Source organism: Nesterenkonia aerolata (assembly GCF_031470965.1).
GTDB classification, from domain to species: Bacteria; Actinomycetota; Actinomycetes; order Actinomycetales; family Micrococcaceae; genus Nesterenkonia; species Nesterenkonia aerolata.
The window spans coordinates 100,781-124,774 of the sequence record NZ_JAVKGR010000008.1; the positions used below are offsets into that span (position 1 = coordinate 100,781).

Genomic DNA, 23,994 nt, shown 5'->3' on the forward strand with positions numbered 1-23,994 from the left:
AGAGTGAGGAGAGATCCGATGACGGAACGAGTGGACTTCTGGTTCGACCCGCTGTGCCCCTTTGCCTGGGTGACCTCACGCTGGATCCTGGAGGCCGCCGCCGTCCGGGACCTCGAAGTGGTCTGGCACGTGATGAGCCTGGGCGTGCTCAACGAGGACAAGAACCCCTCACCGGCGGAGGACGCCGACCAGCGCGCCCGCTGGATGCCTTCGCGAGCCTCGACCGCCGTGGCTGAGACCTACGACCAGCAGACGCTGGGACGCTTCTACACCGCGGTGGGGACCCAGATCCACGACCGCGACAACAAGGACTTCGCCTATGCGGTGTCCACAGCGCTGGCAGACCTCGGCCTCGACGCCTCGATCGCCGAGACCGCGGCCACTGACGCCTATGACGAGCCCATGCGGGCCTCCCATGAGCAGGGCATCTCAAAGGTGGGCCAGGATGTGGGCACACCGGTGGTGGCCTTCCGCGGCACAGCCTTCTTCGGACCGGTCATCACCCGGATCCCGAGGGGCGAGGACGCCGGGCGGCTCTTCGACGCCTCCGTGCAGCTGGCCGAGTTCCCGCACTTCTTCGAGCTCAAGCGCAGCCGCACCGAACGGCCTCAGTTCGACTGATTGCCGGGGTGACCACCGGCTGAGCCGCCGAACCCGGCGGCTCAGCCGGCACGGATCACTCAGCCGGTACGGATCACCTTGTGCTGGGCCGCCTGAGCCACCGGCCGCATGACGATCTGATCGAGATTGATGTGGTGCGGCAGGCTCACCGCGTGAGTGATGACCTCGGCGACGTCGTCGGCGGTCAGCGGCTTCTCCACACCGCGATAGACGGCTTCGGCCGCCGCAGCATCACCACGCAGCCGCTTCGTCGAGAACTCCTCGGTGTGGACCATCCCGGGCAGCACCTCGATGACGCGCACGTTGTGCTCGGCCTCTTCCAGGCGCAGCGCACCGGTCAGCCCGTGCTGGCCGAACTTCGCCGCGTTGTACCCGCCGCCGCCTTCGTAGGAGACGACTCCGGCGGTGGACGTCAGGTTCAGCACCGTGCCTTCGCCATGGCTGCGCAGCATGGGCAGAAACGCCCGGAGCATGGTCAGCGTACCCATGACATTGACCTCGAACATCCACCGCCAGTCCTCGAGATCGGCCTCGCCGACAGTGTCGGTGCCCAACGCCCCGCCGGCGACGTTGATCAGCGTGTCGATGCCCCCGGCGTCGCTGACCTCCTGAAGGGCAGCGCGCACCTGGTCGACGTCGGTGACGTCGCAGACCACGGGGATGATGCCCTCCTGCTCGGCCAGGCGTTCGAGCTTCTCGGCGCGGCGCGCCAGAGCGAAGACCCGCCAGCCCTCGGCGGCGAGGCGGTGGGCTGAGGCCGCACCGATGCCGGAGGACGCTCCGGTGATCAGGACACTGCGTGTGTGGGTGTGGCTTGGAATCATGGCCCCAGCCTAATGAGGCGATGGTGATGCTCACCACTGGATGACCAGCAGATGAGACTTCTCCCCGCTGGTCACCGCCCGATGGCGTGGGGTCACCGCGGTGCAGCACCGTTCGCAGCGTCGCTGAGGGCAGCTGCGACCCCGGTCTCGGCGGTGCCGGAGCCGTGATGGAACCGTGACACAATGGCGGCATGTCTGATCTGCACACGGCTGACACCCCGGGCACCGACTCGCCCGACGCCTTCGAGAACACCAGTACCCGAGCCGACGGCACAGCGGCCGCTGCGGCTCCTGCAGACCCCGCAGCCCGGGTGAGGACCCCCGACGTCCCGGAGAAGCCGGCGCTCGAAGGCCTGGAGGAGAAGCTCGCCCAGGCCTGGGCGCAGGAGGAGATCTACCGCTTCGCCGAGGACACGCAGCGCAGCGACGTCTACTCCATCGACACCCCGCCGCCGACGGCCTCAGGATCGCTGCACGTCGGCCACGTGTTCTCCTACACCCAGACCGATGTGCTGGCCCGGTTCCACCGGATGCGGGGCAAGAACGTGTTCTACCCGCTGGGCTGGGATGACAACGGCCTGCCCACTGAGCGCCGCGTGCAGAACTACTACGGTGTGCGCTGCGACCCCTCGAAGCCCTATGACCCCGACTACACGCCCCCGCAGCAGCCGGCGAAGAACCAGCGCGACTGGGATGTGATCTCCCGGCAGAACTTCATCGAACTGTGTGAGGCGCTCACCGTCGAGGACGAGAAGGTCTTCGAAGACCTCTTCACCCGGCTGGGCCTCTCCGTGGACTGGACCCAGACCTACCGCACCATCGACGACGATTCCCGAACGGTCTCCCAGCGGGCCTTCCTGCGCCACGTCCGTTCCGGGGACGCCTATACGGCCCTCGCCCCGACGCTGTGGGACGTCTCCTTCCGCACTGCCGTGGCCCAGGCCGAGCTGGAGGCCAAAGATCGGCCCGGCGCCTACCACCGCTATGCCTTCACCGCCGGTGACGGCGAGCAGGTGTTCATCGAGACCACCCGCCCGGAGCTGCTGCCCTCCTGTGTGGCGCTGGTCGCCCACCCCGATGATGAGCGATACCAGCATCTGTTCGGGACCACGGTGACCTCCCCGCTCTTCGACGTCGAGGTTGAGGTGCGGGCCCACCGGCTGGCGGACCCGGAGAAGGGCTCGGGGATCGCGATGATCTGCACTTTCGGTGACATGACCGATGTCACCTGGTGGCGTGAGCTCGATCTGCCCACCCGCACGCTCATCGGCCGTGACGGCCGGTTCTCCGTCGAGGCTCCCGACTGGCTGAACACCCCGGGCGCCCAGGAGAACTACCGGCGGTTGGCGGGTAAGACCGTGCATTCGGCGAAGGAGGCGGTCGTCGAGATGCTGCGCGAGCAGGACCTGCTCGACGGCGAGCCCGAGCCCATCACCCACGCCGTGCACTTCTACGAGAAGGGCGATAAGCCGCTGGAGGTGGTCACCTCCCGGCAGTGGTACATCCGCAACGGCGGCCGGGACGCCGAGCGCCGTGAGGCGCTGCTGGCACGCGGGCGTGAACTGCAGTGGCATCCGTCGTTCATGCGCTCGCGCTATGAGAACTGGGTCGAAGGCCTCAACGGGGACTGGCTGATCTCCCGGCAGCGGTTCTTCGGGGTGCCCATCCCGGTCTGGTACCGCCTCGATGCCCAGGGGGAGCCCGATTATGCGGACCCGATCCTGCCGGAGGAGTCCCAGCTGCCGGTGGACCCGGCCGCCCAGCCCGCCCCGGGCTTCGAGGAGTCCCAGCGTGGTGAGGCCGGCGGCTTCGTCGGGGAGCTCGATGTCCTGGACACCTGGGCCACCTCCTCGCTGACCCCCCAGATCGCCGGCCGCTGGGGCCGCGATGACCGCTTCTTCTCTCAGGTCTTCCCCTATGACCTGCGGCCGCAGGGCCATGACATCATCCGCACCTGGCTGTTCTCCACAGTGGTGCGGGCTCATGCGCTCAGCGACTCCGTGCCGTGGACCGACACCGCCCTGTCCGGGTGGATCCTGGACCCGGACCGGAAGAAGATGTCGAAGTCCAAGGGCAATGTGATCGTCCCGACCGAACCGCTGGAGCAGTTCGGCTCGGACGCGGTCCGCTATTGGGCCGCCAGCGCGAAGCTCGGCGCAGACACCGCCTATGAGATCGCGCAGATGAAGATCGGCCGGCGTCTGGCGATCAAACTGCTCAACGCCTCGAAGTTCGCGCTGAACCTCGGGGTGACCGAGGAGCACATCGTCGATGGCCCGAGCTCCGCACAGGCCCTCACCGAACCGTTGGACCGGGCGTTGATCGCGGAGCTGCGTGCCGTGGTGGAACGGGCGACCAGCTGCTTCGAAGACTATGACTACGCCCGGGCGCTGCAGCTGGTGGAGTCCTTCTTCTGGTCCTTCACCGACGACTACGTCGAACTGGTCAAGGACCGCGCCTACGGCTCCTGCGGGGAGCAGGCTCAGGCCTCGGTCCGTGCGGCCCTGGCCACCACTCTGGACGCAGTGCTGCGGCTCTTCGCCCCGGTGCTGCCCTTCGCCACCGATGAGGTGTGGCGCTGGTGGCGCTCCGGATCCGTCCATGTGGCCGCCTGGCCGCAGGCCGCGGACCTCGACGCCGTCGACGGTTCGGCGCAGATGCTGCCCACTGTGGCCGAGGCGCTGGCAGGGATCCGCCGGGCGAAGTCTGAGGCCCAGGTCAAGCAGCGCACACCGGTGCGCTCTGCGCGGCTGATCGCCCCCGCTGCGAAGGCCGGGCACCTCGAGGCTGCGCTGGGTGACCTCTCAGCAGCGACCCGTTCACACTCCCTGGAGCTGGTCTCCGAGGGGGAAGCGGGCCAGGGTGTGGTCGTCGCCGATGTGGAACTGGGCGACGCCGACGCCGACTGACCGCTGCTGCTGCTGGCTGACGGGGCGGAATGCTGGGCCTTCGTCTCTGACGTACACTGGAGCCCAGCGGCGTTGATCCGGCCATCACCGGTGAGCCTCCGGAAGAACAGAACCGCAGCACCCGACGCCGGGGCGTGGTTCCCAGTAGAACCGGACGGGTAAGCCCGTCACAGCAGTCATGGAGCGGCCCGGGGATGCCCGGGCAAGCAAGGTGGTACCGCGCCGCAGCCCTGCTGGCACCAGCCGAGGGCGGGCGTCCTTGCAGCGCACGACGACGTGCACCCCGGCCCACCAGTTCGTGACCACCCAGGACGGACCCCATGACTGAGCAGAACACCCCGCCTGTCTATCCGCGCGCCTCCTCCGGTGAGGGCGCCGGCCGCATCCCCGCCGCGCCGCGCTTCCCGGAGATCGAGGAGCGGGTGCTGCGCACCTGGGCGGCGGACCGGACCTTCGAAGCCTCCGTGGAGAGCCGCCCGGCGGAGAACCCTGACGGGACCGCCAACGAATTCGTCTTCTACGACGGCCCGCCCTTCGCCAACGGGCTGCCCCACTACGGGCACCTGCTCACCGGTTACGTCAAGGACCTCATCGCCCGGTACCAGACCCAGCGTGGGCACCGGGTGGAGCGGCGTTTCGGCTGGGACACCCATGGGCTGCCCGCTGAGCTGGAGGCCATGAAACAGCTGGGCATGACGGACAAGGCCGAGATCGAGGCCATGGGCATCGACCGGTTCAACGACGCCTGCCGCGCCTCCGTGCTGAAGTACACCGCCGAGTGGGAGGACTATGTCACCCGTCAGGCCCGGTGGGTGGACTTCGCCAACGACTATCGCACGCTCAACGTCGAGTACATGGAATCGGTGATCTGGGCGTTCAAGCAGCTTCACGAGAAGGGCCTGACCTACCAGGGTTTCCGTGTGCTGCCGTACTGCTGGCGTGATGAGACACCGTTGTCGAACCACGAGCTGCGCATGGACGACGAGGTCTATAAGGACCGCCAGGACCCCTCGGTCACCGTGGCCTTCGAGATCACCGAGACCGGTCACCTCGGCGAGGACATCGCCGCCTCGTTCCGCGGCGCGAGTCTGCTGGCCTGGACCACCACGCCCTGGACCCTGCCGACGAACTTCTCCATCGCAGTGGGCCCGGAGGTCGAATACGTGCTCGTCCAGGCCCCCGAGGCCGCCCCGGTCCCGGGGCGCCACGTGATCGCCTCCGACCTGCTGGGCGCCTATGCCGGGGACCTGGGCTTCACCGACAGCGAGGACACCACTGCCGCCCAGCATGCCGAAGCCGCCGTCCTGGCCCGGGTCCCGGGCACGGACCTGGCCGGTGTGCGCTACCGCCCGCTCTGGGACTACTACACCGACGTCGAGACCTGGGGCACGGAGCACGCCTTCCAGGTGCTCGTTGAGGACTACGTGACCACCACTGACGGCACCGGGCTGGTCCACCAGGCCTCCGCCTACGGTGAGGAGGACCAGCGATCCTCCGAGGACAACGGGATCCCGGTGATCCTCTCGGTCGACGCCGGCGCACGGTTCCTGCCGATGTTCGCCGAGCCGACGCCCACCGGTGGCACCCCGCTCGCGGAGATCGCCGGGGTCCAGGTCTTCGAGGCCAACCGCAGCATCATCAACGCGCTGAAGGCCCAGCAGCGGCTGATCCGGGAACAGTCCTATGTCCACTCCTATCCGCACTGCTGGCGCTGCCGCACCCCGCTGATCTATAAGGCGGTGACCTCCTGGTACGTCGCCGTCACCCAGTTCAAGGAACGGATGGTCGAGCTCAACGAGCAGATCAACTGGATCCCGCAGCACGTCAAGCACGGTCAGTTCGGCAAGTGGCTCTCCAACGCCCGCGACTGGTCGATCTCACGCAACCGCTACTGGGGCAGCCCCATCCCCGTGTGGGTCTCCGACGATCCGGCCTACCCGCGCACCGAGGTCTACGGTTCGCTGGCCGAGCTGCAGGAGGCCTTCGGCGATGTGCCGCGCAACGCCGACGGCGAACCCGATCTGCACCGCCCCTGGATCGACCAGCTCACCCGGCCGAACCCCGACGACCCCACCGGGCACTCGCAGATGGTCCGGGTCAGCGACGTGCTCGACGTCTGGTTCGACTCCGGCTCGATGCAATTCGCCCAGGTGCACTACCCCTTCGAGAACGCCGACTGGTTCGAGGGTCACCACCCGGCGGACTTCATCGTCGAGTACATCGGGCAGACTCGCGGCTGGTTCTACACGATGCACATCCTGGCCACCGCCCTGTTCGACCGCCCGGCCTTCACCAACGTGATCAGCCACGGCATCGTGCTGGGCTCCGACGGACAGAAGATGTCGAAGTCGCTGCAGAACTACCCGGACGTCTCCGAGGTTTTCGACCGTGACGGCTCCGATGCGATGCGCTGGTTCCTCATGGCCAGCCCGATCCTGCGCGGGGGCAACCTCATCGTCACCGAGGAGGGGATCCGTGAGGGCGTGCGCCAGGTGCTGCTGCCGATGTGGAACGCCTGGCACTTCTTCGCCCTCTACGCCAACACCGCTAATAGCGGCACCGGCTACGAGGCACGGCGGGTCACCGCCGAGGACTTCGCCGCCCGGCGGGAGGAGTTCTCCCCGCTGGACGGATATATCCTCGCCGCCACCGGGGACCTGGTGCGTGAGGCCACCGCTGCGCTGGACAGCTATGACGTCTCCGGGGCCTGTGAGGCGCTGCGCCGGTACTCGGAGACGCTGACGAACTGGTACATCCGCCGGTCCCGCCAGCGGTTCTTCGACGAGGACTTCGCCGCCTACGACGTGCTCTACACCGCGCTGGAGACCTTCGCCCGGGTGGCGGCTCCGCTGCTGCCGCTGATGAGCGAGGAGATCTGGCGTGGGCTCACCGGTGAGCGTTCGGTGCACCTGGCCGATTGGCCCGATGAGCAGGACTACCTGGCTGATCAGCGCGGCGTCGAGCTGATGGAGACCACCCGGGCGGTCTGTTCGGCCGGCTCCTCGCTGCGGAAGTCCGCGAAGCTGCGGGTGCGTCAGCCGTTGGCGCAGCTGACGGTGGTTGTCGAGGACGCCGCCGCCCTGCGGGGCACCTATCAGCAGATCATCGCCGATGAGCTCAACATCAAGGAGGTCGAGCTGCTCGACGCGGCAGAGGTCTCCGCCGAGCAGTGGGGCATCGGCCGTCAGCTGGTGGTCAACGCCCGCGCCGCCGGGCCTCGCCTGGGCCGCGAGGTCCAGACCGCGATCCGTGCGGCGAAGTCCGGAGACTGGTCGGTCACCGACGGCGTCGTCGTCGCCGGCGGGCTGCCGCTGCAGGAGGGGGAGTTCACTCTGGCCACCACGGTCTCCGAGGAACTCGGTGATCAGGCCGTGACGGTCCTCGACGACGGCGGCTTCCTGGTGCTGGACACGGCGCTGACCCAGGAGCTGATCGCCGAGGGCACCGCCCGTGACATGATCCGCGCGGTCCAGCAGGCCCGTAAGGATGCGGACCTGGAGGTCTCGGACCGGATCACCACCGCGATCACCGCCGATGGACAGACTGTGGCGGCTCTGCAGGAGCACCGGGACTTGGTCTGTGCTGAGACACTGACCGTGGAGCTGCAGCTGACCACAGGTGAGGCCGCCTCGCCGCAGATCGATGTGGCAGTGGTCCGTCCGGCCTCGGACGATGCGGGGGAGGGAGCACGATGAGCCCGGAGACGGCCCATGGTTCCGGGGGTGAGGGCGGCCTCGACAGGTTCTCCGTGGAGAGCGTCTACGCCGAACTGCTCTCTCGCACCCCGGAGAACGACATGCGTCCGCGGTTGGAGCCGGTGCGCATGGCCGTGGACATCCTCGGCGAGCCGCAGCGTTCCGCGCCGGTCATCCACCTCACCGGCACCAACGGCAAGACCTCGGTGGCCCGGATGATCGAGGCGGGTCTGATGGCCCACGATCTGCGCGTAGGGCGCTACACCTCACCGCATCTGGCGACTGTCACCGAGCGGATCTGCATCGATGGGCGTCCCGTCGCCGATGAGACCTTCGTGCGGATCTGGGACGAGATCCGTCCGCATCTGGCGCTGGTGGATCAGCGGCTTCAGGAGCAGGGGGAGCGCCCGCTGACCTATTTCGAGCTGCTGACGGTGCTGGCCTTCGCGATCTTCGCCGATGAGCCCGTGGACGTGATCGTCCTTGAAGTGGGCCTCGGCGGAGTCTGGGACGCGACCAACGTCGCCGACGGCACGGTCTCCGTCGTCACACCGATCTCCCTGGATCACACCGAGATGCTCGGCGATGACGAGCGCGATATCGCCCTGGAGAAGGCCGGAATCATCAAACCGGAGGGTTTCCTGATCTCCGCGGCGCAGGTGCCCGATGCCGCTGATGTGCTGCTCTCCGCCGCACGTGAGGCCCAGGTGCCCTACCGGTTCGAAGGTGTCGAGTTCGGCGTCGAGTCCCGTCTCCCGGGAGTCGGGGGTCAGCAGGTCACCGTCCAGGGCATCGCCGGGCGGTACCCGGATCTGCTGCTGCCGCTGCATGGGGCGCATCAGGCGGAGAACCTCGCGTTGGCTGTGGCCGCCCTGGAGGCGTTCATCGGTGGTGGGGAGCAGGAGCTGACCCTGGAGAACCTGCAGCTGGCCTGCGAACATATGAGCTCGCCCGGGCGGTTGGAGGTGCTGCGCACCGCGCCGAGCATCATCGTCGATGCCGCGCATAATCCGGCCGGCGTCGAGGCCAGCGCGCAGGCGCTGAAGGAGTCCTTCGGACTCTCCTCGTTGGTGCTGGTCCTCGGTGTGCTCCGGGAGAAGGACGCCCGTGAGATCCTCACCACTCTCTATCGGGAATATGACGGTTTGGTCGAGGACATCTGCTTCACCCAGTCGACCTCGCCGCGGGCGATACCGGCCGGTGAACTGGCTCAGCTGGCCCTCGACGTCGGCTTCCGTGAAGAGGACATGCACATCACCGAGGCCCTGGACGATGCGATCGATTGGGCGGTGGGCCGTTCGGACGACGCCGACGTCGGGCTCGCCGGAGGTGTGCTGATCACCGGCTCCATCACTCTGGTGGGGGAGGCTCGGACGCTGTTGGGAGCAGACCCCGATGGCGGACCGCAGGCCGACGGCACCGGCGGGCCGACTGTGGTGACGCCGACGGAGGGGGACTACTGATGGCGCGTCAGACCCGTGCCCAGCAGCAGTGGCGCCCCGGCCAGACCCGTCCGCCCCGTTCGGTGAAGGTGCTCTTCGCTTCCACAGTGCTGAGCCTGGAAGCGCTGATGATGTTCTTCTACGGTCTGATGGCCTGGGGGCTGCATCAGCATGAGTGGTTCGCCTGGTGGCTGTTCGGTGGCTCCCTGGTCGTCTCTGCGCTGCTGGTGGTGACCTGTGCGCTGCTGCGTGCGCAGTGGGGGTGGATCCTCGGCTGGGTGCTGCAGTTCGTGATCATCGCTGGTGGTTTCTTCGAACCGTTGATGTTCGGCATCGGAGTGATTTTCCTGGGCTGCTGGTGGTTCGCCGTGGTGAAGGGCCGGCAGCTGGACGTGGAGAAGCACGCACGGTACGTGGAAGAACAGCGGTTGGCCGCTGAGCAGGCTGAGAGGCCTGCGGCCGGCTCTGACACCACTGATGACACCGCTGACGAAACCGCTGATGAGACTGCTGAGAATGGCACTGACTCTGTCGATCCTGAGGAGAGGACATCATGACCGAACGCACGCTGATCCTGATCAAACCTGACGGTGTGGCGCGGGGCCTGACCGGCGAGATCCTGCGCCGCGCCGAGGCCAAGGGCTACCGCATCACCCGGCTCACCCAGGTGGAGGCGAGGGCCGAGCAGCTCGCCGCGCATTACGCCGAGCACGAGGGCAAGCCGTTCTACCAGCCGCTGGTGGACTTCATGAGCTCCGGTCCGCTGGTGGCCGCCGTCCTTGAGGGCGACCGCGTCATCGAAGGTTTCCGCTCTCTGGCCGGTGCCACCGAGCCCACCACCGCTGCACCGGGCACCATCCGCGGAGACTTGGGGCGTGACTGGGGGGAGAAGGTGCAGAAGAACCTCGTCCACGGCTCCGACTCCCCGGAATCCGCCGCACGGGAGATCTCCATCTGGTTCGACTGATCAGCAAGGCCTGTCAGCCCTAGCTCCAGGGACGCGGTGGTTGCTGCGGCAGGAGTCGCAGCAACCACTCACCGCGTGTCACCCCGCGCGGGTCGGACGTGTGCCGGGCACCCAGTCCACCTGCACGGAGTCCAGGTGCATCCGGGTGCGCTGATAGGCGATCTCGGCGCTGCGCCGCCGTCCGGTGGCCTGATGCTCGGTGTATTCGCGGTACTGATCGGTCACCCAGTCGGGGTCGCCGTCGGCGAGGAGCTGTCCCTGTTCGATCCACAGCACCCGCGTGCACATCTGACGGATCGTGCCCAGCGAATGCGAGACGAGGAACACGCAGCCGGCCTGTTCACGCACCTCATCGAGGCGCTTCTTCGTGCGCGAGCGGAACTGTGCGTCTCCGGTGTTCAGCGCCTCATCGATGATCAGGATGTCCGGGTCCACTGCGGTGGCGATGGCGAACTGCAGGCGTGAGGCCATGCCTGAGGAATAGGACTTCAGCGGCAGATGCAGGGACTCCCGCAGCCCGGAGAGCTCCACGATCATCTCGAACTTCTCAGTGGTCTGCTGCGGGCTCAGCCCCATCGCCAGGCAGCCCAGCCGGATGTTCTCCCGTCCGGAGAGGTCCTTGACCAGGGCGGCGTTGACCCCGAGCATCACCGGAGTGGAGGTGGCGTACACCTCCCCGGTGGTGGGGCGGATCTTGCCGGTGAGCAGCTTCATCAGCGTGGATTTTCCGGAGCCGTTGGTGCCGATCACCCCCACCGACTCGCCCCGGGTGACGACGAAGCTCAGACTGTCCAAGGCGTGGACGGTGGCCCAGCCCGAGCCGGTCACTCGTTTGAAGCGACGCGACCACCGCCCGGAATCCTCACGCAGATGCTCGCTGGAGGACCGGATCCGGTAGGTCATCGAGGCTTGATCGACGACGACGGCGAGGTCCTCCCCGCTGTCAGAGGCCACGGCAGTCGATGTCATCGTTCCCTCCCGTAGCTCTCCTCGGCCTGCCAGAAGACCACGATGCCCACCAGCAGCGCACCCACAGCCCAGCCGGCGAGCACATACCACCGCATCGGGTCGGCGAAGGAGTCATAGAGCCAGGACTGACGCACGATGTCGAGGGCACAGAACATCGGGTTGAAATCGAGGAACGGCTGGGCGTAGGGGACCTCCTCCCAGCGGGAGGGCGCGAAGAACACGCAGGAGGCATAGAACCAGATCCGGGTGCCGAAGCTGACCAGATGCTTGACATCGGTATAGGCATTGACTGCGCGGGCCAGGAGCAGGCTCAGCCCCACATTCATCAGGATCAGCAGCCCCACCACGGGGAAGAAGAACAGCCATTTCCAGTTCAGCACCATCGGTGAGGAGGCGGCCCCGCCGATCGGCAGGTCACCGAGGGCGAGCACCAACACGAACATCACGACGAAGGTGATGATGTTGGCGTAGAGCTCACGGAAATTGGTGGCCAGGGGCAGACAGGCACGAGGAAAGTTGAACGCATGGACCACGTTCTGGTTGTTCACGATCGACGTCGCCCCGGAGGTGATCGCCGAGGTCGCATACCGGAACATGAAGACCCCGATGATGAGGTACCCGATGAAGTGGTCGATCCCGCGGGAGGTCTGCAGGATGATCCCGAAGACCATGAAGAACGCGAACCCCAGCAGCAGCGGATTCATGATCATCCAGACCCGGCCCAGCGCATCGGAGCTGTTCGACGTGGCCACGCGGGTGTGGGAGTCATAGAAGATGAAGTGCCGGAATGCCCAGACCTGCTTCAGATAGTGCCACAGGTTCGGCCGTGCGCCGACGCGGATGAGCGCCTCGCCGTCGAGGGTCAGAGAGCGGGGGGCGGGCCGCAGGTCCGGGGCAAGTGAGGAGGCGGTCTGCTGCCGACTCCGGCTGCGCTGCGGTCCTGCCATCAGTGCATGGTCCTTCCCCAGGTTCTCCCGCCGCCGGTGTGGCAGCCAGGGTGGGCAGCACAGATGCTGTCCCGCATAGGCCGCCTCTGTCGGACTCTCTGAGGGACGGCCTCTGAGATGCGGCGCAATGCGTCGCTCAGTTTATCAGCGGCCTTGGCGGCCCTGGGTGAGCTCGGGTGAGCTCGGGTAAACTCGGACGAACTGTGCTGCCGCGCAGCCTGTTCCGCTCGTTCTTCGCCGCTTGCCTGCTGCCCCCGCCTGTCGCCCTCACCTGTCACTGATCGTCTGCCGTTGATCGCCTGTCACTGATCACCTGCCGCTGATCACCCTGCGGCGCGAGCGATGAGGGTTTCCATCACCGGGGTGGCTGTGGGCCGGGAGCGCCCGTAGAGCGGGAATCCGTGCAGCCCGAGGACGGGGTCCTCGCGGAACTCGGTCACTACCGCACCGGCAGCCGTGTCGAGGTCCGGGACGATCAGGTCCACTCCGGCGACTTTGACATCGGGAAGTGACCACACGGCCTCCACGGCCAGAGTGTGCAGATCTTGGCACATCGCTTCGGTCACATCAACGGTGACCCCGCCGGAGAGGGGATTATCGGAAGCAGACACCACGCGGGAGGCTCCCGACGGCGGCACCTCATCAGCGTCCTGGCCCATCAGGGCCAGGGTGTCGTCATCGAGCGTGACCGGGAACCGCGAAAGGAAGGCATGGGCGGAGCGGCGCTGAGCGGCCCGGCCGGTGAGCTGACTCAGCGTGGATTCGCCATCGCCGAGGACGTGCAGCGGCAGGCGGGCCACCGCGCTGACCACCTGCTCGGCGACCACCAGCACGCGGATCGAGAGACCCTCGTGGTGTTCCTGGACGAGGACGCGGGGATCATGCTCCGGCCGTGTCCACAGGTGCGCGGCGGCGAAGGCGAAGGCCGCGTCCACCTGTGAGGATGAGTCGGCGCGCACCCCGGTGGAGACGCCGCGTCCACGCCGCCCGGTGGCCGGCTTCACGACCGCCCGGGAGAACTTGGCGGCGACGGTGCGGGCGGCATCGGCGTCCCCGAGCCCGAGACTATGGGTTCGCGGCGTCGGCAGCCCGGCGTGGGTGAGGTAGGCGTGGGTGAGAGCCCGGGATCGGGTCACGCGCAGCCCGATGGCGCTGGGCAGCGAGGTCATCAGCGCATCGAAGCCGCCGACGACCTCACCGCCGCTGAGCACGGCCCAGTGCCCGGGGGCCAGCCGGGGCGCACGTGCCCGGTTGCGTTGGGCCCCGGTGATCAGCATCGGGACCTGTCGCTGAGCCCGGGGAAACTCATTCGGCGCATCCCAGTCGATGCCCAGCAGATCAGGGGCCTGATCGATGAAGCGCGCCACCGGAGAATCCGGCTCGTCCAGGGCGCGGGACTGGCGCTGTGCCTGAAGCTCTGCGCCGCGCTCAGCGGCCTCGGCGTCGATGCTCATGTCATACCCGTCCCTCATATCCCGGCCCTGCGGGCACGGAGGCTGATCTCTCGCGGTCGCGGCCCATCCTATCCGTCGCCTGCCCGGTCGCCTGCCCGTTCATCTGAATCGGTCATCTGCCCGGTCATGTGTTCGGTCAGGTGTTCGGGCACCTGACCGATGGCCTGATCTCTTGCTGCATCTCTTGCTGTCTTCGCCGCCGGATCACCGCGTCGCACCCTTCGCCGCAGCCGGGGCAGGGGATAGGCTGAGGAACTGGACTGGCCAGCAGGCACGGGCAGAGATCCACGTGCAGAGATCAGGGAGGGGTGAGCGAGTCATGACAGCCACGCGCATCATGCCGATCTACGGGACTCGCCCCGAAGCGATCAAGATGGCGCCGATCATCCGCGCCCTGCACGCGGCGCCGGAGTTCGCCTGCGATATCACCGTCACCGGTCAGCACCGCGAGATGTTGGATCAGGTCAACGAACTCTTCGGCATCGTCCCGGACCATGACCTCGACATCTTCCGTCCCCGGCAGACGCTCAACGGAGTGCTCACCCGCACGGTGGAGGGTCTCGATGGCCTGCTCCGCGAGGTCCGCCCCGATGCGGTCATCGTCCAGGGTGACACCACCACCACGACGGCAGCGGCCATGGCGGCCTTCTACACCGGTGTGCCGGTCATCCACGCCGAGGCTGGGCTGCGCTCCTTCGATCTGTTCTCCCCCTTCCCGGAGGAGGCCAACCGACGGATGACCACGCAGATCACCTCGCTGCATCTGGCCCCGACGGCGCAGTCCAAGCGCAACCTGCTTCGTGAGGCGGTGGCCGAGGCCGATATCGCCGTCACCGGCAACACCGTCATCGACGCGCTGCTGACCGTGGCTCAGCAGCAGGTCCCGTTCTCCGACCCTCGGCTCGAGGCGGCCGCCTCATCCGGCCGGGACGTGCTGCTGGTGACCACACATCGCCGGGAGAACCAGGGGCGGGCGATGCAGGGCGTCGGGCGTGCTCTGGCGCAGCTGGCCGCGGCCTACCCGAACAAGCTCATCGTCCTGCCGGCCCACCGCAACCCGGTGGTCCGTGAAGCGATCCTGCCGGCACTGCAGGGTCTGGAGAACGTGCTGGTCACCGAACCGCTGCCCTACGGGGAGTTCACCCGTCTGATGGACTTGGCCACTGTGGTGCTCACCGATTCCGGCGGCGTGCAGGAAGAGGCGCCCAGCCTCGGCAAACCGGTGCTGGTCATGCGGGACAACACTGAGCGCCCCGAAGCGGTGCAGGCCGGTACGGTCCGGCTGATCGGCACAGCACAGGAGCGTGTCGTCCTCGAAGTCTCCCGGCTCTTCGATGACGCCGAGGCCTACCGTGCCATGGCCCAGGCGGTGAATCCCTACGGTGACGGCCGTGCCGCACAGCGGACTCTCGCCGCGGTGCGTGCACTGTTCGGCCTGGGGGAGCGGGAACCTGATTTCACGGCGGAGCCGGAGGCCGGATCCCAGCACCACACCGGAGCACATCACACCGGAGCAGTGGGCAGCCCCTCCGCGGCTCCGACGAGCTGAGGTCGGCGCCTGTGCATCTGAAGACCCTCACCGTCCGCGGATTCAAGTCGTTCGCCTCGGCGACGACCTTCGCCTTCGAACCCGGTGTCACCGCAGTGGTCGGTCCCAACGGCTCCGGGAAGTCCAACGTCGTCGATGCGCTGGCCTGGGTCATGGGGGAGCAGGGCGCGAAATCCCTACGCGGCGGTTCGATGGAGGACGTGATCTTCGCCGGCACCGCCGAACGCCAGCCGTTGGGGCGCGCCCAGGTGGCGCTGACCATCGACAACGCCGACGGCGCGCTGCCCATCGAATACTCCGAAGTGACGATCTCCCGGACGATGTTCCGCACCGGAGGGTCGGAATACACGATCAACGGCCGCAAATGCCGCCTGCTCGACATCCAGGAGCTGCTCTCCGATTCCGGACTCGGCCGGGAGATGCACGTCATCGTCGGTCAGGGTCAGCTGGACCAGATCCTCCAGGCCACACCCGAGCAGCGCCGCGGCTTCATCGAAGAGGCCGCCGGAGTGCTCAAACACCGCCGTCGGCGCGAACGCTCAGTCCGCAAACTCGAGTCCATGCAGGGCAACCTCGATCGTCTCGAGGACCTGATCTCGGAGATCTCACGTCAGCTGGCTCCGCTGGGCCGCCAGGCCAAAGTCGCCCGGCGCGCCCAGCGCATCCAATACGACGTCCGCGACGCGCTCTCCCGGCTCATCGCCGATGACCTCATCGCAGCGGCCACAGCACTGGACGAATCCAGCCGCGGTGAGGAGAGCGACCGGGCCCGTGCAGCCCAACTGCGAGAGAATATCGAGGCCCAGGACACCGAGATCGCCGCGCTGCAGGCCCGTGCGGACACGGCTCAACAGACCGTGCGACAGCTGGTCTCCGGTCATCACCGCCTGGCCCAGGCCCAGGAACGGCTGCGCTCCACCGCCTCTGTGGCGGCCGAACGGGCGCGCAGCCTCTTTGCCTCCGCGGTGATCGAGGACAGCGGGCGCGATCCCGAGGACCTGCGCCGCCAGGCTGCACAGGTCGAGCAGGACGCGGCGGCGCAGAAGACGGAGACCGACGATGCCGCCGCCGCACTCACCGCCGCCTCCGAGGTCCGCGCTGCAGCGGAGGAGCAGCTGCGTGCTGAGGAGACCCGGGTGACCGAGCTGCTGCGCGCGGCAGCCGATCGGCGAGCCGGTCTGGCGACTCTGCGCGGCCGGGTCGAGGCGGCCCAGGGTCGCATCGATGCCGCGGCAGTGCGCCGCCAGAAGGCAGAGTCCCAGCGTGAGGAGGCTGAGCGGACCCGGCAGGAGGCTGCGGGGCAGTTCGCCGAGCTGGAACAGGCCGTCGCCGGTATCGAGACCGGGGAGGCTGACCTCGACACCGTCTATGAGACGGCGCGGCGCCGTCACGAGGAGCTCACAGCGGCCCAGCAGCAGCGCGAGGCCACTCGCCGTCGGCTCGACGCCGCCGTGGGTGAGCACCGTGCGACATTGAACGGGCTCACCGCGGCACGGACCCCTAAGGACGGTGCGGCCGCGCTCCGTGAGCGGGCACCTGAGGAGATCGCCGCCGTGCTGGGCGGCCCCTTGGCTGACCAGCTGCAGATCACCGCCGGATGGGAGACGGCCATCGCTGCCTGCCTGGGCAGCCTGGAGACGGCCCTGGTGGCTGACGGGCCGGAGGCAGCGGCTGCCGCCGTGCGTTGGTTGGGCGCAGAGCAGGGCGGGCGCGCCCATCTGGTCCACCCCGAGCCCGAGGGTTCCTCAACCACCCCGGAGCTGTTGCCGCTGCCCGAGGGTGCGTGCTGGGCCTTAGGGGTGGTCAGTGTGCCGCAGACACTCGCGACGGCGCTGATCCGGCGGCTCACCGGTACCGTGCTGGTCCTCGGCGAGGCCGAGGGCAGTGCGGCGCACCAGGACGGGCAGCTGGAGAAGTACTCAGAGGAGAACTCCGATGAGGCCCCGGACCTCGAGGCGTTGCTCAGCCGTGAGGATGTCGACACGGTGGCCACGGCCAGCGGAGAGCTGATCCGCGCGGCAGAACGTATCGGCGGCACCGCACTGGCCGGTTCGGATCTGGCCCTGAATGCCCGTATCCAGGAAGCGACCGCCGCCTGCGAGGCAGATGAGCAGCAGCTGCGCGAGATCAGCGCCGCCATCGAGGCCCACGCTGATCAGCTCCAGCACGCCGAGGCCGAAGCAGACCGTGCGCTGGAGGCTCTGCACGCCAATGACGCGGAGCTCACCGCTGTCACCGACCAGCTGGCCCGGCTCAGCGCGGAGTCCGAGCGCGCAGCCGAGCGGACCCGCAGCGCGGAGGCGGAGATCGCCGAGGCCGAGCGCATCGCCGAAGAGGCCACCGGGGAGCGCCACGAGGCACAGAGCAGACTGCAGGCCGCAGAGTCACAGGATGTCGACGAGGACCCCTCCACCGATGAGCGTGACCGTCTCGCCGAGCAGGCCTCCGCGCGGCGCGGCGAGGAGGTCGACGCACGGCTGAGCCTGCGTGCCGCTGAGGAGACCCACGCTCAGCTCCTGGACCGTGCCGCCGGTCTGCGCCGCAGTGCCGCCGCCGAAGAGAACCGCCGGGAACAGGCCCGCCGAGCGGCGGAGCAACGCACCGCCGGAGCCCGGCGCGCCGAGGGCATCCAGACACGTGCCGAAGCCGCCGTCGAGGAGCTGCACGCGGTGCTCAGCCGCGCCGAACAGGCTCAGCAGGAAGGGCAGGCCGAACACCGTGCGCTGACCGAGGAGATCGCCGCCGCCCAGCAGGCCCGCAGCACCGACGCCGCCGCTCTGGAAGAGATCACCGACCGTCTGCACCGAGCCGAAGTCCGGCGCACCGAGTTGCGTCTGGCCCTGGAATCCGCCGAGCAGCGGGGCCGAGATGAGCTCAGCCTGAGCCCGGAATATCTGATCGAGCACTACGGCCCCGATCAGCTGATCCCGGATCCGGACAGTACGCGGAGCGAGCCGGCTCAGACCGTGCAGGGTTCCGCCGACCCTGGTGCAGCCCAGAACCCGGTGGAGGACCCGGCGGAGAACCCGGCGGAGGACACCGACACAGCAGGGCCAGCCCCGGCTGGCTACCCCTACGACCGGGCCGAACAGGAGGCCCGGCTCGTCGCGGCACGCAGAGACCTCAAAGCCCTCGGCAAGGTCAACCCCCTGGCCCTGGAGGAACACGCCGCACTGGAAGAACGGCACACCTACCTCCAGGAGCAGCTGGCCGATGTGCAGGCCTCCCGGCAGGACCTGCTCGATCTCATCGCCGACGTCGACGCCACCGTGCAGACCGTGTTCACCGAAGCCTGGGAGGACACCCGCCGTCAGTTCGAGCATGTGTTCTCCCGGCTCTTCCCCGGCGGGGAGGGCCGGCTTGAGCTGACCGACCCCGAGGACATGCTCCACACCGGAATCGAAGTCCACGCCCGGCCGCCCGGCAAGCGGATCCGACGGCTCTCCCTGCTCTCCGGCGGAGAGCGCTCGCTGACCGCCGTCGCCCTGCTGGTGGCGATCTTCAAGGCCCGGCCCAGCCCGTTCTACGTCATGGACGAGGTGGAAGCCGCCCTCGATGACACCAACCTCTCCCGGCTGCTGGTGATCTTCGAGGAGCTGCGGGAGTCCTCCCAGCTGATCGTCATCACCCACCAGAAGCGCACGATGGAGATCGCTGATGCCCTCTACGGGGTCTCCATGCGTCAGGACGGCTCCACCCGGGTGGTCTCGCAGCGGCTGCGCCGTGACGGCAGCGTGGAGGATGAGGCCTCCGCGGAGGAGGCCCCGGCGGAACAAAACGCGCAGTAGTTGCGTTGTACAACCTCGGACTGGAAGGCCGCGTCGTCCAGAGTGTGGATCGGTGAGCGGCCAGACGACGAAGAGGGCCCCACAGAAGACGAGGGCGAGGAGCGCAGATGGCTGAGGCGGAGACGACCACCCCGGAACCGGTGAAGATCCCGCCGGAGCTGAAAGTCATGATCGGTGCCTCGTTCATCGTGGCGATCGGCTTCGGCATCGTGGCGCCGATTCTTCCGCAGTACGCTTCGGACTTCGGGGTCTCCGCCCTGGCCGTCTCCGCCGTGGTCTCCGCCTTCGGGCTCTTCCGCCTGCTGTTCGCTCCGTTGTCCGGTCGGCTGACCCACAGTCTGGGGGAGTCCCCGGTCTACGTGGTCGGCCTGCTCATCGTCGCGGTCTCCATGATCGCCACCGCCTACGCGCCGAGCTATGAGCTGCTGCTGGCGTTCCGCTCGGTCGGCGGCATCGGGTCCACTTTCTTCACCGTGGCGGCGATGACCTTCCTCGCCCGGAAATCGCCGCCGCAGATCCGCGGAAAAGTGGCCGGGGCCTTCGCCTCGGCCTTCCTGATCGGCAACGTCGTCGGCCCGCTGATGGGCTCAGGCCTGCTGACCTTCGGGCAGAAGGTGCCGTTCCTGGTCTACGGGGCCGCCCTGGTGCTGGCAGCGATGATCGTCTTCATCATGCTCCGCCGCTCGCGGCTGGAGGACCGCAAGACACAGGACACCCGCGAGGTCACCACGCTGCGCACCGCCTGGGGCCACCCCTCCTACCGAGCGGCGCTGACCGCCGGTTTCGCCAACGGCTGGGCCACCTTCGGGATGCGCAACTCCGTGGTCCCGCTCTTCGCCGCAGCCGCCTTCGCCGGCACCGGCTGGATCGTCGACTCCGGCCAGCTCGCCGGAGTGGTGCTCGCCGCCTTCGCAGCCGGCAACGTCGCCGCAGTGCTGGTCTTCTCCCGGCGCAGCGACCTCTACGGCCGACGTCGGCCGATCATTCTCGGTATGGCCGTCGCCGCGGTCTCCACCGGAGTCTTCGGCCTGGCTCCACACCCGCTGGTGCTCATCATCCTCAGCGTCATCGCCGGTGCCGGCACCGGCCTGGTGAACCCCGCACAGCAGGCGGCCCTCGCCGACATCGTCGGAGAGGGCCGCAACGGCGGACAGGTGGTCTCGACCTTCCAGATGGTCCAGGACTCCGGAGCGATCGTCGGTCCGCTGCTCGCTGGGCTGCTGGTGGACCAGTTGGGTTACACCTGGGCGTTCGCCATCACCGGGGTGATCCTGATGATCGGCGCCGCCGCCTGGACCCGAGCGCCGGAGACGCTCATACGGAACCGGCCGACGCCGACTGAGCGCTGACCTTCCCCGCCGCAGCCTCCGGGGAGTCCTCGGCAGCAGAATCTGAGGCGAGGCTCGCTGCGCTCGACTGGGCCTGATCGTCAGCTGCGCTCGACTGGACCTGCCCATCGGCCTGGGCCGGGAACAGGCCGTCGAAGATGTAGGCGGACTCGTCGTGCTGGGTGGCATCCACGCCGCGGGCCTCCTCGTCAGCAGGGACGCGGAAGCCCATGGTCGCGTGGATCGCGCCGCCGATCAGCAGCGTCATCACCACTGTGAAGCCCAGTGTGATCGCACAGGCCACCAACTGGGCCACCATCAGATCGGCACCGCCGCCGAGCAGCAGTCCCGAACGTTCGCCGTCGATGAGCTCGGCACGGCCCACCAGGCCGATGGCCAATGTGCCCCATAGCCCCGCTACGAAGTGCAGGCCGACGACGTCGAGAGTGTCGTCGAAGCCGAGGCGGTACTTCAGCTCCACCGCCAGGCAGCAGACCGCACCGGCGATGGCGCCGATCGCGATGGCGCTGACGGGGTCGACGAAGGCGCAGGCCGGAGTGATGGCGACCAGACCGGCCACGATGCCCGAGGCGGCGCCCAGCGCGTTGGGGCGGTGACCACGCAGCTGCTGTGTCAGCAGCCAGGCCACCAGCCCGGCGGCCGGAGCCACCAGCGTGTTCACCCAGATCAGGCCAGCCTCGCCGGCCTCCTCGGCGGCACCGGTGTTGAAGCCGAACCAGCCGAACCACAGCATCGAGCAGCCCAGCAGGACGAATGGAGTGTTGTGTGGACGGTGCTGTTCCCGGCGATCGAAGTTGCCGCGCTTGCCCAGGATCAGCGCCAGGACCAGAGCCGCCAGACCGGCGCACATGTGGACGACGAGACCACCGGCGTAGTCGACGGCCTCACCGAGGGCGTCGCCCACGGCGCCACCCTCGACGAGCAGACCACCGTCGCCCCAGACCATGAAGGCCAGGGGGCAGTAGACCAGAGTTACCCAGACGGGGACGAAGACCATCCAGGCGGAGAACTTGGCGCGGTCGGCGATCGCACCGGAGATTAGGGCCACGGTGATGATGGCGAAGGTGGCGCCGAAGCCGACGCCGATCAGCGCAGCAGGGTCCTCGGCGAGAGTCGTGTACAGCCCGAAGTCGCTGAACGGGTTGCCGAAGACGCCCGCCACCGAGTTACCAGCGGCCACGGAGGAGCCCCAGAGGGCCCAGACCAGGGCCACCAGGCCCATCGCGGCGAAGCTCATCATCATCATGTTGACTGAGGACTTCGCCTGAGTCAGTCCGCCGTAGAAGAAGGCCAGGCCCGGTGTCATCAGCAGCACCAGTGCTCCGGCCACGATCATCCAGACGTCCAGAGATCCCAGTTCCATCACAACCTCCCGGATACGAGTGTCCGCCGGTGCCTCTCACCGGTGGACGGCAGGCTCCATGATTCGCCGGTCATGTTTCCGAACGGGCTCGGCCATGTTTCGGCCGCGTAAAATGCGGTGAGCCGAAATTTCCGTCAGACGCGCCAGAGTTGAGAGATGACAGGACCAGAGAAATTCAGAAGGGGCTGCCGTGATACCCCGTGATCCGGTGGAGCTTCCAGCAGTGCTGGAGACCGGTGGGCGTCGCTACACAGTGCAGAGAGCTGTGGAGGCTGACGTCGAGCCCATCGTGGAGCTGTTGGCCGATGACAGCTTAGGTGCCCGACGCGAAAGTGCCGATGCCGAGGTCTATCTGCGTGCGTTCCGGGCCATCGATGCCGACCCGCAGCACCTGCTCATCGTCCTCCGCGGCGAGCCTGGGAAGCCGGAACAGGCGGGGGAGCAGGCCCCGGAATATCCTTTGGGACATGCTGAAGAAGCGCCGCTGCTCGGCACGATGCAGCTGACCCTGATCCCTGGGCTTTCCCGCGCCGGAGCTACCCGTCTGCAGATCGAATCGGTCCGGCTTGCCGCCTCAGTCCGCGGTGCGGGCGTGGGGACGGCGCTCTTCGACTGGGCGCACCAGTATGGACGCGCTCACGGGGCGAGTCTGGCACAGCTGACCACAGACCGCAGCCGCCTCGACGCGCGTCGCTTCTACGAACATCTCGGCTACGCACCCAGCCATGACGGTATGAAACGCCCGCTCTGAGCCGGGCGAAGCTATGAGCCGGACGAATAAGCCCGGCTCAGGTGTTCAGCGGTCCTCGAGCAGGGCGTCGACGAAGCTCTCGACGTCGAAGGGCGCCAGGTCATCCGGTCCTTCGCCGAGTCCGACGAGTTTCACCGGCACACCGAGCTGCCGCTGGATCGCTACGACGATGCCGCCGCGGGCCGTCCCATCGAGCTTGGTGAGCACAATCCCGGTGACGTTGACCACCTCGGAGAACACCTTGGCCTGGTTGAGGCCGTTCTGGCCGGTGGTCGCATCCAGCACCAGCAGGACCTCATCGACCTCGGAACGCTTCTCGATGACTCGCTTGACCTTGCCGAGTTCGTCCATGAGGTTCGCCTTATTCTGCAGGCGGCCCGCCGTGTCTACCATCACCACATCGACTTCATGCTCGATACCGGCATCCACCGCGTCGTAAGCGACTGAGGCGGGGTCCGCGCCCTCGACGTCGGACTTCACCGTCGGTACTCCCACCCGGGATCCCCAGGTCGCCAGCTGCTCCGCGGCTGCCGCGCGGAAGGTGTCGGCAGCGCCGAGCACCACGTCTTTGTCCTCGGCCACCAGTACACGGGCCAGCTTGCCCACTGTGGTGGTCTTGCCCACACCGTTGACCCCGACCACCATCACCACGGCGGGACGCCCGGCGGCCTCGACGTTGAGACTGCGGTCCCAGGCGGGGTCGATCAGAGCGGTGAGCTCTTCATGCAGCATGGCCCGTACTCGGTCCGGATCGGTGGAGCCCTCCACCTTCACCCGCTCACGCAGCCGGTCCACCAGCTCCATAGTGGGCTCAGTGCCCAGGTCAGCGGTGAGCAGAGTCTCCTCGATCTCCTCCCAGACGTCCTCATCGATGTCGTCAGAGGCCAGCAGGGCCAACAGCGAGCGACCGAAGACGTTGTTGGACTTCACCAGGCGGGCGCGAAGGCGAGCAAGCCGCCCCGCCACCGGTTCCGGGGTCTCGACAGCCGTGGCTGAGTCCTCGGCGCCCTCGGCTGCCTTGTCCGGGGCAGCTGCTGTGCGCTCCTCTTCGGCGAGAGCCACCGACCCTCCAGAGTCCGCAGAGCCGCCTGAGTCCGCGGTCCCGGACGCAGAATCAGCAGAATCGCCGGGGGCGGGATCGTCGGCGTCGCGCGTCTCGGGGTAGTCTTCGAGCCCCCGTGCGCGACCGGCACGGACGAAGAAGAGGCTGACGAGGCCGACCAGCACGGCGGCCAACACGATGAAGAGAATCAGTACCTGAGAATCCACCCGTCCAGTGTGTCACAGCCCTGTGACATCACCGCCGACCAGGGGAGCCGCGCGGATTGGTACCCTGGTTCTCCGACGAGACTCTCCATTGCGCGCC

At 67.9% G+C, this 23,994-nt stretch carries 16 protein-coding genes; 10 read left to right on the forward strand and 6 right to left on the reverse strand.

Translation table 11 applies throughout. The annotated features are described in order from the left end of the window. The first annotated feature begins 18 nt into the window (after positions 1 to 18). Entirely contained in the window at positions 19 to 621 is a 603-nt protein-coding gene (locus tag RIL96_RS08325; protein ID WP_310548549.1) for a mycothiol-dependent nitroreductase Rv2466c family protein, read from the forward strand. Positions 622 to 680: 59 nt separating this feature from the next. Here RIL96_RS08325 and RIL96_RS08330 read toward each other — a convergent pair whose 3' ends face one another. Then, positions 681 to 1,445, reverse strand: a complete 765-nt coding sequence (locus RIL96_RS08330; RefSeq protein ID WP_310548550.1) for an SDR family oxidoreductase — start codon at positions 1,443 to 1,445, stop codon at positions 681 to 683. Positions 1,446 to 1,636: 191 nt separating this feature from the next. Between RIL96_RS08330 and valS the strand changes: the two genes are divergently transcribed. The 5 genes from valS (at position 1,637) to ndk (ending at position 10,458) form a co-directional block, all read left to right on the forward strand. Next, positions 1,637 to 4,354, forward strand: coding sequence for a valine--tRNA ligase (gene valS, locus RIL96_RS08335; RefSeq protein WP_310548551.1), 2,718 nt, complete (start codon positions 1,637 to 1,639; stop codon positions 4,352 to 4,354). Between the two features lie 320 nt (positions 4,355 to 4,674). After that, positions 4,675 to 8,049, forward strand: a complete 3,375-nt coding sequence (gene ileS / locus RIL96_RS08340; protein WP_310548552.1) for an isoleucine--tRNA ligase — start codon at positions 4,675 to 4,677, stop codon at positions 8,047 to 8,049. Next, positions 8,046 to 9,512 (forward strand): bifunctional folylpolyglutamate synthase/dihydrofolate synthase, encoded by a 1,467-nt coding sequence (locus tag RIL96_RS08345; protein WP_310548553.1) that lies wholly within the window; start codon positions 8,046 to 8,048, stop codon positions 9,510 to 9,512. The genes ileS and RIL96_RS08345 overlap by 4 nt, the downstream gene beginning before the upstream one ends. Continuing rightward, positions 9,512 to 10,048, forward strand: a complete 537-nt coding sequence (locus tag RIL96_RS08350) for a DUF4233 domain-containing protein (RefSeq protein WP_310548554.1) — start codon at positions 9,512 to 9,514, stop codon at positions 10,046 to 10,048. Before RIL96_RS08345 ends, RIL96_RS08350 begins: the two co-directional genes overlap by 1 nt. Beyond that, positions 10,045 to 10,458 (forward strand): nucleoside-diphosphate kinase, encoded by a 414-nt coding sequence (gene ndk / locus RIL96_RS08355; protein WP_310548555.1) that lies wholly within the window; start codon positions 10,045 to 10,047, stop codon positions 10,456 to 10,458. Before RIL96_RS08350 ends, ndk begins: the two co-directional genes overlap by 4 nt. A gap of 78 nt (positions 10,459 to 10,536) precedes the next feature. Here ndk and RIL96_RS08360 read toward each other — a convergent pair whose 3' ends face one another. The 3 genes from RIL96_RS08360 to RIL96_RS08370 all read right to left on the reverse strand — a co-directional run bounded on the left by RIL96_RS08360 (position 10,537) and on the right by RIL96_RS08370 (position 13,828). Further along, the gene (locus tag RIL96_RS08360; RefSeq protein WP_310548557.1) at positions 10,537 to 11,427 is read right to left on the reverse strand and encodes an ABC transporter ATP-binding protein; all 891 of its coding nucleotides are present in this window, start codon (positions 11,425 to 11,427) and stop codon (positions 10,537 to 10,539) included. Then, complete coding sequence (locus tag RIL96_RS08365) at positions 11,424 to 12,374, reverse strand: ABC transporter permease (RefSeq protein WP_310548558.1); 951 nt, start codon at positions 12,372 to 12,374, stop codon at positions 11,424 to 11,426. The genes RIL96_RS08360 and RIL96_RS08365 overlap by 4 nt, the downstream gene beginning before the upstream one ends. Positions 12,375 to 12,697: 323 nt before the next feature. Further along, the gene (locus tag RIL96_RS08370; RefSeq protein WP_310548559.1) at positions 12,698 to 13,828 is read right to left on the reverse strand and encodes a hypothetical protein; all 1,131 of its coding nucleotides are present in this window, start codon (positions 13,826 to 13,828) and stop codon (positions 12,698 to 12,700) included. A gap of 319 nt (positions 13,829 to 14,147) precedes the next feature. On the opposite strand from RIL96_RS08370, the gene wecB reads away from it, so the two are divergent. From wecB to RIL96_RS08385, 3 genes are all read left to right on the forward strand, one after another. After that, a complete protein-coding gene (gene wecB, locus RIL96_RS08375; protein ID WP_310548560.1) occupies positions 14,148 to 15,377 on the forward strand; it encodes a non-hydrolyzing UDP-N-acetylglucosamine 2-epimerase in 1,230 nt (409 codons plus the stop codon). An 11-nt stretch (positions 15,378 to 15,388) separates the two neighbouring features. Next, positions 15,389 to 19,165, forward strand: a complete 3,777-nt coding sequence (smc, locus tag RIL96_RS08380; RefSeq protein WP_310548561.1) for a chromosome segregation protein SMC — start codon at positions 15,389 to 15,391, stop codon at positions 19,163 to 19,165. A gap of 107 nt (positions 19,166 to 19,272) precedes the next feature. Next, entirely contained in the window at positions 19,273 to 20,514 is a 1,242-nt protein-coding gene (locus RIL96_RS08385; RefSeq protein ID WP_310548562.1) for an MFS transporter, read from the forward strand. Here the strand turns inward: RIL96_RS08385 and RIL96_RS08390 are convergent. Next, positions 20,480 to 21,877, reverse strand: a complete 1,398-nt coding sequence (locus RIL96_RS08390; RefSeq protein WP_310548563.1) for an ammonium transporter — start codon at positions 21,875 to 21,877, stop codon at positions 20,480 to 20,482. The two genes, RIL96_RS08385 and RIL96_RS08390, sit on opposite strands and share 35 nt — an antisense overlap. Positions 21,878 to 22,067: 190 nt before the next feature. Here RIL96_RS08390 and RIL96_RS08395 point away from each other — a divergent pair, with 190 nt between their 5' ends. Further along, positions 22,068 to 22,628: a GNAT family N-acetyltransferase gene (locus RIL96_RS08395; RefSeq protein WP_310548564.1), complete on the forward strand. Its 561-nt coding sequence runs from the start codon at positions 22,068 to 22,070 to the stop codon at positions 22,626 to 22,628. Positions 22,629 to 22,673: 45 nt separating this feature from the next. Here RIL96_RS08395 and ftsY read toward each other — a convergent pair whose 3' ends face one another. Next, positions 22,674 to 23,897 carry a signal recognition particle-docking protein FtsY gene (gene ftsY / locus RIL96_RS08400; protein ID WP_310548565.1) on the reverse strand — a complete coding sequence of 408 codons (1,224 nt, stop codon included), beginning with the start codon at positions 23,895 to 23,897 and terminating at the stop codon, positions 22,674 to 22,676. Between the last annotated feature and the right edge of the window lie 97 nt (positions 23,898 to 23,994).

What these genes read in the sequence shown, in the direction of transcription:
- RIL96_RS08325 (WP_310548549.1), top strand. Translation starts at nt 19, where the DNA reads ATGACGGAACGAGTGGACTTCTGGTTCGACCCGCTGTGCCCCTTTGCC.
- RIL96_RS08330 (WP_310548550.1), bottom strand. Translation starts at nt 1,445, where the DNA reads ATGATTCCAAGCCACACCCACACACGCAGTGTCCTGATCACCGGAGCG.
- valS (WP_310548551.1), top strand. Translation starts at nt 1,637, where the DNA reads ATGTCTGATCTGCACACGGCTGACACCCCGGGCACCGACTCGCCCGAC.
- ileS (WP_310548552.1), top strand. Translation starts at nt 4,675, where the DNA reads ATGACTGAGCAGAACACCCCGCCTGTCTATCCGCGCGCCTCCTCCGGT.
- RIL96_RS08345 (WP_310548553.1), top strand. Translation starts at nt 8,046, where the DNA reads ATGAGCCCGGAGACGGCCCATGGTTCCGGGGGTGAGGGCGGCCTCGAC.
- RIL96_RS08350 (WP_310548554.1), top strand. Translation starts at nt 9,512, where the DNA reads ATGGCGCGTCAGACCCGTGCCCAGCAGCAGTGGCGCCCCGGCCAGACC.
- ndk (WP_310548555.1), top strand. Translation starts at nt 10,045, where the DNA reads ATGACCGAACGCACGCTGATCCTGATCAAACCTGACGGTGTGGCGCGG.
- RIL96_RS08360 (WP_310548557.1), bottom strand. Translation starts at nt 11,427, where the DNA reads ATGACATCGACTGCCGTGGCCTCTGACAGCGGGGAGGACCTCGCCGTC.
- RIL96_RS08365 (WP_310548558.1), bottom strand. Translation starts at nt 12,374, where the DNA reads ATGGCAGGACCGCAGCGCAGCCGGAGTCGGCAGCAGACCGCCTCCTCA.
- RIL96_RS08370 (WP_310548559.1), bottom strand. Translation starts at nt 13,828, where the DNA reads ATGAGCATCGACGCCGAGGCCGCTGAGCGCGGCGCAGAGCTTCAGGCA.
- wecB (WP_310548560.1), top strand. Translation starts at nt 14,148, where the DNA reads ATGACAGCCACGCGCATCATGCCGATCTACGGGACTCGCCCCGAAGCG.
- RIL96_RS08385 (WP_310548562.1), top strand. Translation starts at nt 19,273, where the DNA reads ATGGCTGAGGCGGAGACGACCACCCCGGAACCGGTGAAGATCCCGCCG.
- RIL96_RS08390 (WP_310548563.1), bottom strand. Translation starts at nt 21,877, where the DNA reads ATGGAACTGGGATCTCTGGACGTCTGGATGATCGTGGCCGGAGCACTG.